Source organism: Stenotrophomonas sp. YJH_SMC_10, from assembly GCF_059371555.1.
In genome coordinates, this window is record NZ_JCAFUS010000001.1 from 661,751 (window position 1) to 675,716 (window position 13,966).

Annotated in this window: 12 protein-coding genes; 8 read left to right on the forward strand and 4 right to left on the reverse strand. The window is 68.3% G+C overall.

Annotated elements, in window-relative coordinates:
- Both lldD and dld read left to right on the forward strand, forming a co-directional pair.
- Positions 1–1,140, forward strand: a complete 1,140-nt coding sequence (gene lldD, locus AC5P9C_RS03055; RefSeq protein WP_343540282.1) for an FMN-dependent L-lactate dehydrogenase LldD — start codon at positions 1–3, stop codon at positions 1,138–1,140.
- A complete protein-coding gene (dld, locus tag AC5P9C_RS03060) occupies positions 1,137–2,837 on the forward strand; it encodes a D-lactate dehydrogenase (protein WP_343540283.1) in 1,701 nt (566 codons plus the stop codon). The genes lldD and dld overlap by 4 nt, the downstream gene beginning before the upstream one ends.
- 173 nt (positions 2,838–3,010) lie before the next feature.
- Here the strand turns inward: dld and AC5P9C_RS03065 are convergent, their stop codons facing one another.
- Positions 3,011–3,307, reverse strand: coding sequence for a hypothetical protein (locus AC5P9C_RS03065; protein WP_014037553.1), 297 nt, complete (start codon positions 3,305–3,307; stop codon positions 3,011–3,013).
- 168 nt (positions 3,308–3,475) lie between these two features.
- Here AC5P9C_RS03065 and AC5P9C_RS03070 point away from each other — a divergent pair, with 168 nt between their 5' ends.
- Both AC5P9C_RS03070 and AC5P9C_RS03075 read left to right on the forward strand, forming a co-directional pair.
- Positions 3,476–4,132, forward strand: a complete 657-nt coding sequence (locus AC5P9C_RS03070; protein ID WP_343543251.1) for a decarboxylase — start codon at positions 3,476–3,478, stop codon at positions 4,130–4,132.
- A gap of 68 nt (positions 4,133–4,200) precedes the next feature.
- Complete coding sequence (locus AC5P9C_RS03075; protein ID WP_103283232.1) at positions 4,201–4,980, forward strand: CDP-diacylglycerol diphosphatase; 780 nt, start codon at positions 4,201–4,203, stop codon at positions 4,978–4,980.
- Positions 4,981–4,988: 8 nt separating this feature from the next.
- Here the strand turns inward: AC5P9C_RS03075 and AC5P9C_RS03080 are convergent, their stop codons facing one another.
- Positions 4,989–5,576: a GNAT family N-acetyltransferase gene (locus AC5P9C_RS03080; RefSeq protein WP_057493741.1), complete on the reverse strand. Its 588-nt coding sequence runs from the start codon at positions 5,574–5,576 to the stop codon at positions 4,989–4,991.
- Between the two features lie 213 nt (positions 5,577–5,789).
- Between AC5P9C_RS03080 and AC5P9C_RS03085 the strand changes: the two genes are divergently transcribed.
- Positions 5,790–8,516 (forward strand): TonB-dependent receptor domain-containing protein, encoded by a 2,727-nt coding sequence (locus AC5P9C_RS03085; protein ID WP_164083249.1) that lies wholly within the window; start codon positions 5,790–5,792, stop codon positions 8,514–8,516.
- Between the two features lie 80 nt (positions 8,517–8,596).
- Here the strand turns inward: AC5P9C_RS03085 and AC5P9C_RS03090 are convergent, their stop codons facing one another.
- Positions 8,597–9,241: a hypothetical protein gene (locus AC5P9C_RS03090; RefSeq protein WP_414615278.1), complete on the reverse strand. Its 645-nt coding sequence runs from the start codon at positions 9,239–9,241 to the stop codon at positions 8,597–8,599.
- 184 nt (positions 9,242–9,425) lie between these two features.
- On the opposite strand from AC5P9C_RS03090, the gene AC5P9C_RS03095 reads away from it, so the two are divergent.
- Positions 9,426–10,586, forward strand: a complete 1,161-nt coding sequence (locus tag AC5P9C_RS03095) for an amidohydrolase family protein (protein WP_414615277.1) — start codon at positions 9,426–9,428, stop codon at positions 10,584–10,586.
- A gap of 115 nt (positions 10,587–10,701) precedes the next feature.
- Here AC5P9C_RS03095 and AC5P9C_RS03100 read toward each other — a convergent pair whose 3' ends face one another.
- Positions 10,702–11,583: a LysR substrate-binding domain-containing protein gene (locus AC5P9C_RS03100; RefSeq protein WP_049465161.1), complete on the reverse strand. Its 882-nt coding sequence runs from the start codon at positions 11,581–11,583 to the stop codon at positions 10,702–10,704.
- A gap of 120 nt (positions 11,584–11,703) precedes the next feature.
- Between AC5P9C_RS03100 and AC5P9C_RS03105 the strand changes: the two genes are divergently transcribed.
- The gene (locus AC5P9C_RS03105; RefSeq protein WP_057493745.1) at positions 11,704–12,405 is read left to right on the forward strand and encodes an ankyrin repeat domain-containing protein; all 702 of its coding nucleotides are present in this window, start codon (positions 11,704–11,706) and stop codon (positions 12,403–12,405) included.
- Positions 12,406–12,456: 51 nt separating this feature from the next.
- The gene (locus tag AC5P9C_RS03110; protein WP_329854235.1) at positions 12,457–13,914 is read left to right on the forward strand and encodes an amidohydrolase family protein; all 1,458 of its coding nucleotides are present in this window, start codon (positions 12,457–12,459) and stop codon (positions 13,912–13,914) included.
- Positions 13,915–13,966 lie beyond the last annotated feature (52 nt).

Below are 13,966 nucleotides of genomic sequence, written 5' to 3' on the forward strand. Positions count from 1 at the left end.
ATGATCATCTCCGCCTCCACCGATTACCGTGCTGCGGCCGAACGCCGGCTGCCGCCGTTCCTGTTCCACTACATCGATGGCGGCGCGTATGCCGAGCACACGCTGAAGCGCAACGTTTCCGACCTGTCCGACATCGCGCTGCGCCAGCGCATCCTGCGCAACATGTCCGACCTGAGCCTGGAAACCGAGCTGTTCGGCGAGAAACTGGCGATGCCGGTGGCGCTGGCGCCGGTCGGACTGACCGGCATGTACGCCCGGCGCGGCGAAGTGCAGGCGGCGCGCGCGGCCGACAGTCGTGGCATTCCGTTCACCCTGTCCACGGTGTCGGTGTGCCCGATCGAGGAGGTGGCACCGGCGATCCAGCGGCCGATGTGGTTCCAGCTGTACGTGCTGCGCGATCGCGGCTTCATGCGCAATGCGCTGGAGCGGGCAAAGGCTGCGGGCGTGACCACGCTGGTGTTCACCGTGGACATGCCGGTGCCGGGCGCGCGCTACCGCGATGCCCATTCGGGCATGAGCGGCCCGAACGCCTCGCTGTGCCGCATCGGCCAGGCCATCACCCATCCGCACTGGGCGTGGGACGTCGGCCTGTTCGGCCGCCCGCATGATCTGGGCAACATCTCCACCTACCGTGGCAACCCGACCGGGCTGGAGGACTACATCGGCTGGCTGGGCAGCAACTTCGATCCGTCCATTTCGTGGAAGGACCTGGAGTGGATCCGCGAGTTCTGGAACGGCCCGATGGTGATCAAGGGCATCCTCGACCCGGATGATGCGCGCGATGCGGTCAGGTTCGGTGCCGATGGCATCGTGGTGTCCAACCACGGTGGCCGCCAGCTGGATGGGGTGCTGTCCACCGCACGTGCATTGCCGGCCATTGCCGATGCGGTGCAGGGCGACCTGAAGATCCTTGCCGATTCGGGCATCCGCACCGGCCTGGACGTGGTGCGCATGCTGGCGCTGGGGGCCGATACCGTGCTGCTGGGTCGTGCCTTCGTCTATGCACTGGCCGCCCAGGGCGAGGCCGGCGTGGCCAACCTGCTGGACCTGATCGCCAAGGAGATGCGCGTGGCGATGACGCTGACCGGCGCGCGCCGCATCGCCGACATCGGCCGCGATCTGCTGGTCAGCCTGCCATGAGTGGCCACGATGCCCTGCTGGCGCAGTTGCGTGACGCGGTGGGCAGCCGCCATGTATTGACCGGCGACAAGGCCACGCGCCGCTTCCGCCGTGGCTACCGCTTCGGCGACGGCCCGGTGCTGGCGGTGGTGCGCCCGGGCACGCTGCTGGAACTGTGGCGTGTGCTGCAGGCGGCGGTGCAGGGCGGCGCGGCGATCATCCTGCAGGCAGCCAACACCGGCCTGACCGGTGGCTCGACCCCGGACGGCGATGACTATGACCGGCCGATCGTGCTGGTCAGCACGCTGCGCCTGACCGGCATCCAGCTGTTGAACGAAGGCCGCCAGGTGCTGTGCCTGCCCGGTGCGACACTCGACCGCCTGGAGCAGACCCTGGCGCCGCTGGGCCGCGAACCGCATTCGGTGATCGGCTCGTCCTGCATCGGCGCCTCGGTGCTGGGTGGCATCTGCAACAACTCCGGTGGCGCGCTGGTGCGACGTGGCCCGGCGTACACCGAGCTGGCGCTGTATGCGCAGGTCGATGCGCAGGGCCAGCTGCAGCTGGTCAACCATCTGGGCATCGCGCTGGGTGAGACGCCCGAGCAGATCCTGCAGCGCCTGCAGGCCGGTGACTACACGGCTGCCGACGTGGGCGACGGCGATGGCCGCGCCGCCTCCGATTCACGCTATGCCGAGGACGTGCGCCGGGTTGATGCCGATACGCCGGCGCGTTTCAACGCCGACCCCAGTCGCCACTTCGAAGCGGCCGGTTCGGCCGGCAAGCTGGCAGTGTTCGCGGTGCGCCTGGATACCTTCGAAAAGGAGGCCGCCGAGGTCTTCTACATCGGCAGCAACCGCATCGACAGCCTCACGGCGATCCGGCGCCAGCTGCTGACCGGCTTCGAGCGGCTGCCGATTGCCGGTGAGTACATCCACCGCGATGCGTATGACATCGGCGAGCGCTACGGCAAGGACAGCTTCCTGCTGATCGACCGCCTGGGCACTGCGCGCGTGCCGGCCGCGTTCGCACTGAAGAGCCGGGTCGATGGCTGGTTCGAACGGTTGGGCCTGCGCGGGGTCACCGACCGGGTGATGCAGGGGCTGACCGGCCTGCTGCCCTCGCACCTGCCCAAGCGCATGGGTGAGTTCCGCCAGCGCTATGAGCACCACCTGTTGCTGAAGGTCTCTGCGCAGGACGCAGCACAGACCGAAGCGTGGTTGCGCGACTTCTTCGCCGCGCACGAGGGAGGCTATTTCCACTGTACGGCGGAGGAGGGGCGCAAGGCTTTCCTGCACCGCTTCGCCGTGGCCGGTGCGGCGGTGCGCTACCGCGAAGTGCATCGCGCGCAGGTGCAGGACATCGTGGCGCTGGACATCGCGCTGCGCCGCGATGACGCCGACTGGTTCGAGCAGTTGCCGGCCGATCTCGACGGCCGCCTGCTGCACAAGCTCTACTACGGCCACTTCCTGTGCCACGTGTTCCACCAGGACTACATCGCGCGCAAGGGCGAGGACCCGATGGCGATCGAGCATGCAATGTGGGCGCTGCTGGACCAGCGTGGCGCCGAATATCCGGCCGAACACAATGTCGGCCACCTGTACCCGGCCAAGCCGGCGCTGGCGGGGTTCTACCGGCAGCTGGACCCGAGCAATACGTTCAACCCCGGTATCGGCCAGACCTCGAAAGCGAAGGGCTGGGGTGGCTGCGACTGCGGATGATGGAGAGCCGAGCCCATGCTCGGCTGCTCGTCCGGACAGACAGCAGTCGAGCATGCCACCCCGACCAGGCGCTACCGGACTGCGCGGGGTATACCGAGCCCTGAGCTGTAGCACCGAGCCTGCGCTCGGCTGTCACGGAAGCGCAGCCGAGCATGGGCTCGGCTCTACAGCGCCTACTCGCAGCGGGTGGCGGTGATGATGTTGTCCTTGTCCACGTACACGCGCAGGCGATCGTGGCGGATGTCCTTGGTGGTGATGGTGTTGGGGCCGATCGGGTTGACCAGGCCGGCACCGCTTTCGCTGGACAGGCGGCGGATGTTGGGTTCATTGGCAGGCTGGCCGATTGCCCAGCCCAGCTGGCTGGCGTCGCAGTGGCCGGTACCCTTGACCTGCGGACCGGGGGTGCTGACGCAGGCCGACAGCAGCAGGGCCGACGCGGGCAGCAACAGGGACAGACGGAAGGCGGACATGCAGCGCTCCTGCGCAGGGAAGATGGGCGGAACGATAGCACCCAGCGTGCGAAAGGCGTCAGCGTCCCGGTCATTGCCGGCACAGCGCGATCACTGCATAGTGAGCGGAATGACTGGCAGCACGCCAGCGGGCAGGCCGGGCCATTCCGGTGCGGGTGCTGGAGAGGTATGTCGGCAGGCAGTTTCCGTGACAAAAGCAGGGCAATGGTACTGGCGCTGTCGGCATGGGGCCTGACGTTCGCCGCGTCGGCGGCTCAACCGGCGCCGGCCGCTGCTGCGGAAACGCCGGTGTTCGGTGCCTGGCGCAACCTGCAGACCGAAGCCGGCCACGTGCCGGCCCAGCGCGATCTGGCCTTTGCGATGCTGCCGCAGGCCGCCACCCGCGGCGATCGGTTCGCCATTGTCGACCGTGAAGGCAAGCGCACGGTGTGCTGCCTGCAGGTAGCCAGCCCGTCGCTGGGCGTGGCCGCGCTGCGCGAGGAGTACCACCTGCCGCAGGCCTGGGTGACCGACCTGAGCAATGGCCGCAGCCCGGCGCGCCCCTATCTGCCGCACGTCTATGCGATGCAGCGGGTGGACGAACTGGCCGACTATGGCTTCGCCGATGTGGCGGGCGCTTACAGTGACCTGGGCGGCCTGCTGATTCCCGAGGGCGCCGCGCTGGAGCCCGATGGCAGTGCCATACGGCTGGGCGACACCCGCTATCTGCTGCACTTCCAGCGGCAGCCGCATGCCGACGACGATGGCGCGCTGGACCGCTACACCCTGCAGGCCGGCGAGGGCGCTGCCCCGATCGTGGTTGAAGTGCCGTTCGGCACCTACTGACTGCAGTACGGCACTGGCTAGAATGCAGCACGGCGCTGTCCGCCGTGCCTGTTCCGTGAGCTGCTGCCGTGTCCCTGCGCCCCTTGTTGCTGCCCTCCCTGCTGGTGCTGTCCGCCTGTGCCAGTGCGCCGCCGCCACCGCCGGCGCATTCCGACGCGCTGTGGCGCCTGATCGAGCGCGACTGCCGGGCGGCGGAAGGCCCGCGGGGCAGTTGCCTGCGGGTGGAGACAGCGGCGGACCGGCGCGACGTGCTGGTCAAGGACGCGCATGGTGACTACCAGTTCCTGCTGATGCCGCTGGACAAGGTCACCGGCATCGAAAGCCACGGCCTGTACCGGCGTGGAGCGCCCAACTATTTTGCCGCGGCCTGGCAGGCCCGCGCGCATACCGAACGCGCCCTGGGCCGGCCGTTGCCGCGCAGCGTGGCCAGCCTGGCGCTGAATTCACCGCATGGCCGCTCGCAACACCAGCTGCACATCCATGTCGACTGCCTGCGCGCGGACGTGCTGCAGGCGCTGGACGCGCACGCCGGCACCCTGGGCCCGCACTGGTCCCCGTTGCCGGTACCGCTGCGCGGGCACCAGTACCAGGCCTACCTGCTGCCCGGCGCAGAGTTGACCGCCAATCCGCTCAACCTGCTGGCCTATGGCCTGAGCGGGGTGGGCGATGTCGGCCAGTGGAGCCTGGTGGTGGCCGGCCGCGACGACGTGCAGGGGGACCCTGGCTTCATCCTGCTGGCCACCCGGGTGGACGCGGCCAACGGCAACGACGCCAGTGGCGAAGAGCTGCAGGACCATGCCTGCACGCTGTTGACCGGTGCCGGAGCGGCACTGGAGCGGGTGCGTTAGCCGGTTCGCTACCGGCCGTTGCGCCAGGTGGTTGCGGTGAGCGCCAGCAGCTGGCGGTCATGCCATCCGGCCGCATCCAGGTGGTGGTCGCGCAGGATGCCTTCGCAGCTGAAACCCTGGGCCTGCAGCGCCTGGGCGAACGGGGAGGTGCAGCCCGGTGGCAGCAGCACGAAGAGGCGGTGCAGGCCGACGTCGTCGAACAGAAAGGGGCACAGCGCGCGCAACGCGGCCTGCGGATGCGCCTGGCCGTGCTGCAGCGAGTGCAGCTCGGCGCAGCGCGAGTGCAGGGAGTGCAGGCGTACATGCAGCTGGTCGAGCAGGGCGCCCTCGGCGTCATCGAATACGCCGAGCACCAGCAGATCGTTGTCCTGCTGAAGGCGCGAACGATAGACGCTGGCAAGGAAGCGTGCTTCTTCGTCGACGCCGGGCGCATGCCGCTGCACGCGCTGGCGGCGGTCATCGAAGACGCGCCAGCGCGGCAGGTCGGTGCGCTGGAACGAACGCAGGGTGACAGGCGCGGCCTGCAGGTGCAGCAGATGGCGGCGCAGCACGGGCCTTAGCGGGTCAAGAGGGAGGAAAGGGGCGCTGTGGGTCATTCGCCCACCATGGAAGCATCGCGCCTGGCATGCCATGCAAATCCTTGCAAAAACGCCCTACTGCCGCGAACCGCTCTGATTCGGTTCAGGCATAAGCCCATCAGGGCTGGTCATTTCCGTTGAAACCGTCCATTCAGGACACTTTCGTTACGGGATCGTTATGCGCCGCACAGGCACGGCTCCCCGTCCACCACCCACTCCCCCAGGAAGCCCATGTCCGCCTCCCCCAAGGCGTTGCGCCCGCGTCCGCTGGTGCTCGCGCTGTCGTCCCTGATGCTGGCCTCGCTGCCGGCCTTCGCGCAGGAAAGCGCACCCACCACATTGCAGGAAGTGAAGGTCACCGGCTCGCGCATTCCACGTGCCAGCGTCGAGGGGCCCTCGCCGGTGACGGTGATCAGCCGCGAGCAGATCGACGCGCAGGGCTACCGCAATGCCTTCGACGCCCTCAGTGCGCTGACCGAGAATACCGGCAACGTACAGGGCGAGGACTTCGGCAATACGTTCACCCCGGCCGCCAACACGATCAATCTGCGTGGCCTGGGGCCCAACCGCACGCTGGTGCTGGTCAACGGCCGTCGCCAGGCCGACTACCCGCTGGCCTACGAAGGCTCGGTGAACGTGGTCAACCTGGCCAACATCCCCAGTGCGCTGATCGAGCGCATCGAAGTGCTGGCTGCCGGTGCGTCGGCGGTGTACGGCTCCGACGCCATTGCCGGTGTGGTCAACATCATCCTCAAGGACCATTTTGAAGGCGTGGACGTGAACGTGCGCGCCGGCGGCACCCAGCAGGGCGGCGGTGACAACCAGCGCGTGCAGGTGGTGGGCGGCAGTTCCGGTGAGCGATGGGATGCGCTGTTCGGCTTCGAATTCGACGTGCGCAAGGCGATCCACGCGCGCCAGCGCGACTTCATGGATTCGCTGGATGATGATCCAGCCGGCAAGGCGCCGCAGGCAACGGCGATCGCCTACCGTCGCAACGCCGCCACCGGCCGCAACATCGATCCAGGCCTCAACGGCTGCGATGCTGCGTCCGGCATCTACGGTGGCAGCGTGTTCCGCGCCAGCAACCCGCGCCTGGGCTGGTACTGCGGCAGCAACGAGGCCGCGGCCAGCTACTGGACGGTGCAGACCGAGAAGCGCAACCTCAACGGCTATGGCCTGGCGACCTTCCACCTCAACGAGACCACCGACCTGTTCGCCGATCTGGCGGTAGGCAGCGCACGCATCAGCAACAACACCCGCGCACCGGCCTGGACCTCTTCGCGCAACTACTTCTACAACCAGAACACCGGCACCCTGGAGAGCTGGTACCGCCGGTTCGCGCCGGAAGAAATCGGTGGCCTGCCGCGCAATGCCAACCGGTTCCTGGAGAATTCGTGGTCGTTCAATATCGGTGCGCGTGGCCAGCTTGGCGACAGCGGCTGGGACTACGAAGCGGTCTACAGCCGTTCGCGCTATGAGAACCGCACCCGCCGCCCGGTACTGCTGGCCGGCATCAACGAATACCTGCTCGGCCCGCAGCTGGGCGTGCGCAATGGCGTGGAGGTCTATGCACCGGACCCGTCGCGCCTGTTCCAGCCGCTGACGCCGGAGGAGTACGGCCGCCTGTCCGGCTACCAGGAAAGCCGCAACGCGGCGTGGTTGCAGACCTTCAGCGCCAGCGTCAACGGCCGCCTGTTCGCGCTGCCGGGCGGTGATGCCGCGCTTGCAGCGGTGGTCGAGGCCGGCAGCCAGGGCTACCGCAACCGCCCGGACCCGCGGCTGGGCACCGGCGAGTTCTGGAACACCAGCGCCGGTATCGGTGCCGGCGGTGACCGTGACCGCTATGCGGCCGGCGTGGAGCTGCAGTTGCCGCTGCTGCAATCGCTGACCACCACGCTGGCCGGTCGTTATGACCAGTACCGTGCGGGCGGCGAGCACATCGGCAAGGCGACCTGGAGCTTCGGCGTCGAGTTCCGCCCGATCGAGAGCCTGCTGATCCGCGGCTCTGCCGCGACCAGTTTCCGTGCGCCGGACATGAACTACGTTTTCGCCACCGAGACCCGGGGCTACAACCCGGGCATGACCGATTACTGGCGCTGCCGCACCGCAGGCCAGTCGTACGACAACTGCGACTACAACGGCCTGTCGATCGACTACAGCAACCGCGCCAATGCGCAGCTGCAGCCGGAAACGGCCAAGTCCTATGGGTTCGGCGTGGTCTGGTCGCCGTTGGCCGGGCTGGATTTCAGTGCCGATTACTACGACATCCGCATCGACAACGAGGTGACCAGCCTTGATACCAGCCGCATCCTGCGTGACGAGGCCGATTGCCGCCTGGGCCGGACGCTCGGTGGCGAAGCGCGCGATATCGGCTCGCCGCTGTGCCAGGACGCGCTGTCGCGGGTGATCCGCAACCCGTCCAATGCCACGGTGCAGCCGGACCAGGTCACCCGCGTGCTGATCAACCCGATCAACGCGGCCTCCGAATCGGTGCGTGGCCTGGACCTGAAGGGCAACTGGCGCTTCGACGCCGGCCGCTATGGCCGCTTCACCACGCGCCTGGCCTATACCGTGGTGCTGGAACACACGTACCGGCAGTTCGCCGATGATCCGGAGCGCGACATCCGCAATTCGCTGGATGACTACCAGTGGCGCAGCAAGGCCAATGGCAGCATCACCTGGAACCAGGGAGACTGGACCACCACCCTGTATGGCAACCGCTTCGGCTCGCTGCCGAAGACCGATGGCAGTGGCCGCATCGCGCCGTACATGACCTACAACGCCAGCGTGTTCCGCCAGCTCGGTGAGAACCTGTCGGTGGGCGTGATCGTCAACAACCTGCGTGACAGCCGCCCGCCGGCGGACAAGAACGGAGGCGGCTGGCCGTTCTACCCGGTCGGCAACTACGACCCGTATGGGCGCCAGTACTGGCTGCAGCTGGACTACCGGTTCCGCTGATCCGGCTGGCAGACAGAAGGCCCGGCAATGCCGGGCCTTCTGCTGTGTCGATATCCGCTGTGATGGCGCGCGCCGGTGGCCTAGGGCAGCGCCTGCTGCAGGTACGATTCGATGACGTAGCTGAAGGGCTGCTGCTGGCGGTCGCGCAGCAGGGCGCGCACCTCCAGGATCACGCCGTGGTCGCCTTCGCCGCGCGGCGGCCAGAAGGTCTGGTCGGCCAGGGTCTGGCGCTGGAAGCCGAGCGGGCCGACCACACGGCCGAAGGGTTCGTCGGTGCTGTCCAGCACCTGGTTCATGGCAGGGCTGAGATGCTCCGGCAGGTACCAGTTGTCGGCCTCGGAGAGCACACGGCTGCCACAGACCAGCTGCACGCGGCGGTAGCGCAGTGGGGTGCCCGATCGCGTGGCGCCCAGCGCCTGCAGCACGTCGGCGGGTGCGGGCTTGTCCTGGCCATGCACGCGCACCGCGCGTACCCGGGCCTGCTCGGCCAAGCCATGCTCGGCGCACCAGTGTTCCAGGGTGGCGGTGGCACTCTGCCCGGACAGTACCCGCTGGTGCAGCCGCTCGACCAGTGCCGCCGGCGCGATGCGTTGCTGGCCAGGCGGCGCCTGCAGCGGCGCGCTGGCGGCGGCATCGGTGGCGGACAGGCTGGCGATCGGTGCAGCCGCAAGCAGTGACGCGGCCTGCCAGCGGCGGAGACGGTCGTGGCGGTCGGACGGGCCCATGCGGCATCACAGCGGAAACAGGCGCCTATGTTACCCGTTCAGGCGTCTGTACGGCGTGGCCGTCGCGTGCCGTCGCCACCGCGTTCATCGGATTGGTGAATATGTGGCATCCAGATATTTCGTTGGCCGATGGCGGTTGCTGCGCGCAGGATGGCGCCCTGACTTGGCTTTCCGGGAGTTCCCGATGACCCTCCAGTTTGTCCATGGCGGTGTCGACCGCGACGGTGCGCCGCTGCAGTTCCATATCCAGGACGGGCGCATCCGCGGCCTCGGCAGCGATGCAGTGCCGGCCGAAGGGGCCGAACACATCGACCTGCACGGTTTTGCGCTGCTGCCCGGGCTGGTCGACGGCCACATCCATCTGGACAAGAGCTTCGTCGGGGACCGCTGGCATCCGCACCAGCCGGTGAACAGCCTGCGTGAGCGGCTGGCGGTGGAGAAGGCCGCTATAGCCGGCGCCGCGCCGATGGCGGACCGCGCCGAGGCATTGATCCGCCAATGCAGCCGCTTCGGCACCGTGGCGATGCGCTGCCACGTGGATGTGGATGGCAGCACCGGCCTGCGCCATCTCGAGGCGGTCCGCGAAGCGGCGCGGCGCTGTGCCGACATCATGCGCATCCAGCTGGTGGCGTTCCCGCAGGCCGGGGTGATGTCCTGCCCGGGTACCGCCGCCGTACTGGAGCAGGCGCTTTCCGCGGGCGTGGAAGTGCTCGGCGGCATCGACCCGACCACGCTCGATGGTGATGCCGAAGGCCAGCTGGCGCTGCTGTTCGGGCTGGCCGAGCGCCATGGCGTGCGGCTGGACATCCATCTGCACGAGCCCGCTGAAACCGGACTGGCGCAGCTGCTGCGCATTGCCGCGCGCACGCGTGCTGCCGGCCTGCAGGGGCGCGTGGCGGTCAGCCATGCCTATTCGCTGGGCGATGTGCCGCTGGCGCGCGCACTGCAGGTGGGTGAGGCGCTGGCCACCGCCGGTGTCGCCATCATGAGCAACGCGCCGGGCGATCATCCGTTCCCGCCACTGCGTGCACTGCACGATGCCGGCGTGCGCGTGTTCGCGGGCAATGACAACATCCGTGACTGCTGGTGGCCCTACGGCAACGGCGACCTGCTGCAGCGTGCGATGTTGCTGGGCTACCGCTCGGGCTTCTACACCGATGCGGACCTGATGCTGGCGCTGGACATGGTCACCACGCATGCCGCGCAGGTGATCGGCCTGCCGCAGCATGGCATCGCCGAAGGCCTGCCGGCGACCTTCGTCGCCGTACGTGCGGACCACGGCCCGGCTGCGGTGGCCGCGGTACCGGTGGAGCGCCGGGTGGTGGTCGACGGCCGCTGGCTGTAGCGCCGCGCCGTGCCAATCGCTGCAGCGCCGGCCATGCTCGCCGGTTTTCCCGCCTGCCTCCGCAACGGACGACGTCGATCGGGATGCATCCACGCATGGAGTGGATCCACTGTGGTCACTCCGGTTCGCGCTGTACCTGCCGCCACAGCTCGCTGGCCAGCGCACGCACGGCGTCATCAGCGTCCGCGCGGTGCAACAGGCCGATCTCGTAATTGTCGATCACCGGCAGCGCGCGATCGCCATCGATGATGCGGTGGTCGCGGGTGACCGCCCGACGCGGCAACAGGCTGATGCCGATGCCATCGGCCACCGCGCCCTGGATGCCACTCAGCGACGAGCTGGTGAACGCGATGCGCCAGCGCAGGCCCAGTGCTTCCACGGCGTGGATCATCTCGTCGCGGTACAGCCCGCGCGGCGGGAAGGTGACCAGCGGCAGCGGATCCTGCTGCAGGCAGCTGCTGCGCAGGCTGTCGATCCAGTGCATCGGCTCGCGGCGGCAGTGCACCGCCTGGCGGCTGTTGCGGCGCTGCTTGACCAGCACCAGGTCCAGCTCGCCGTGGTCGAAACCCTGTGCCAGGTCGCGGCTGAGGCCGCTGCTGATCTCCAGCTTCACCTGCGGGTGGCGACGGCTGAAGGCGGCCAGCATGCGCGTGGTCTGCGCATTGACGAAGTCCTCGGGAACGCCGATGCGCACCGCGGTCTCCACCGTGGCGCCGGCCAGTGCCTGCGCCATTTCCTCGTTCAGGTCGAGCATGCGCCGGGCATAGCCGAGCAGGGTGTGGCCGGCATCGGTGGGATGGACATCGCGGTGGCCGCGTTCAAGCAGGCGATGCCCCGCCAACGCTTCCAGCCGGCGCACCTTCTGGCTGACCGTGGACTGGGTCGAATGCAGGCGCGTGGCTGCCGTAGTGAAGCTGCCGCAGTCGGCCACCATCACCAGCGCCCGCAGCAGGTCCAGTTCGAACAGCGTTCTATTCGATTTGGCACTGTCAGCCATTTGAACATTTCACTTCTGGATACCCCGGCCGACTTCTACCATGCAGGCCACGGCCCGGCAATGCCCGGCTGCTGCCACCGCCGCCCGGCATTCCGTGCGACGGACACGAGGAGACACGTCATGCGCTTCCATTGTTCTGCTGCCAGGCCTGCGCCGTTCGCGCGCGTGCTGCTGTTGTGCCTGCTGGCCATGGCCACGCCCGCCTGCACCGCAACGTCCAAAGCCGACGTCGATGGCCGCCTGCGTGATGCCGCCAGTCGCGGCGACGCCGATGCGGTGCGACAGGCGATCGAGGAGGGCGCCACGCTGGAGGCGCGCGATGGCCAGGGCCGCACGGCGCTGCTGCTGGCCACGCACGGCAACAACGTGGAGGCCGCGCGCGCGCTGATCGAAGCCGGCGCCGACGTCAACGCCAAGGATGCGTTGCAGGACAGCGCCTACCTGTATGCCGGTGCGCGTGGGCTGGACGAGATCCTGGCGATGACGCTGGCGCACGGCGCCGATCTGCACAGCACCAACCGCTATGGCGGCACTGCGCTGATTCCCGCCGCCGAGCGTGGCCACGTGGCCACCGTGCGCACGCTGCTGCGCGCCGGCGTCGCGGTGGATCATGTCAACCGCCTGCACTGGACCGCGCTGCTGGAAGCGATCCTGCTCGGCGATGGCGGCGCGCGCCACGTGCAGATCGTGCAGCTGCTGCTCGATGCCGGTGCCGATCCCGAGCTGGCCGACGGTGATGGCGTGACGCCGCTGGCACACGCGCGCCAGCGCGGCTATGCCGGCATTGAAACCCTGTTGCGCCAGCACGGCGCGACGCGCTGAATGCAAACCCCTTCCACCCGCACGCTGGGCGTGCCCACCAGGATGCTGTCCATGTTCCGTTCCCGTCCGTTGTCCCTTGCCATCCTCCTCGCGGTGGCGCCGCTGTCGGCGTCTGCTGCCGAGCGCGCCGACCTGCTGATCCGCAACGCCACCGTGGTCGACGTGGAACATGCCAGCACCCGGGCCGGGCAGAGCGTGGTGATCCGTGGCGAGGACATCGTTGCGGTCGGCCCGGACGCCCAGCTGCGCGGCCAGTGGAGCGCAGCCCGCCAGATCGATGCCAAGGGCAAGTACCTGATCCCGGGCCTGTGGGACATGCACGTGCACTTCGGCGGTGGCCCGGCGCTGATCGAAGAGAACAAGGCACTGCTGCCGTTGTACATCGCGCACGGCATCACCACCGTGCGTGACTGTTCCGGCGACCTGCCCGGGCAGGTGCTGCAGTGGCGCGGTGAAATTGCCAAGGGCACGCTGTTCGGCCCGCGCCTGCTCAGCTCGGGTGCGAAGATCGAAGGCATCAAGCCGGTGTGGAAGGGGACGATCGAAGTCGGCAGCCAAGCCGACGTCGACCAGGCGATCACCCGCCTGCAGCATGACAAGGTCGATTTCGTGAAGATCACCGACAGCACGCTGACGCCGGAACTGTTCCTGTACTCGGCCAGCGCTGCGCGAAAGGCCGGCTTCAAGGCCTCGGGCCACATTCCCATGGCACTGACCGTGGAGCAGGCGGTCGATGCCGGCCTGGCCTCGATCGAGCATCTGGACTATGCATTCAAGGCCGGCAGCAAGGACGAAGCGCAGATCGCCGCCGACTTCGGCGCAGGCCGCATCGACCGCGCCGAAGCCAACCGCCGCCTCGATGCCAGTTTCGACCGTGACACGGCGATGCATGCCTACCGTGATTTCGCCAAGCGTGGCGTGTTCGTGACCCCGACCCTCAACGGCGGCCGCATCCTCGACTTCCTCGACCAGGATGACCATGCCAACGACCCGTACCTGGCCTACATCGGCCCGGGCCTGCGCGCGACCTACCAATGGCGCGTGGATCGTGCGGCAAAGGCCACACCGGCACAGATCGAGGCGCGCCACGCGCAGTATCACCAGGTGGCTGCCGTGCTGCCGATGCTGCAGGAAGCGGGGGTGACGATCATCGCCGGCACTGATGCGGGCTTCCTCAATTCGTTCAATTTCCCGGGCATCGCCCTGCACCAGGAGTTGCAGTTGTTCGTGAAGGAGGGCCTGAGCGCGCCGCAGGCGCTGTCGGCCGCCACCCGTTCCGGCCCGGCCTGGTTCGGCCAGATGGACCGCTATGGTGGTGTGGCGCAGGGCAAGGCCGCCGATCTGGTGCTGCTGACCGCCAACCCGCTGCAGGACATTGCCGCCACCGAGAAGATCGACAGCGTGGTGCTGCGTGGCAACGTGTATGACCGTGCCGCGCTGGACAAGATGCTGGCCGACACCAAGGCAAAGGTCGCGGCGTGGAATGCCGACGCTGCCAAGGCGCAATGATCGACAGGGTCCGATCCCTTCCCGCCGGGAAGCGCTCTGACCCTGTGGCCTC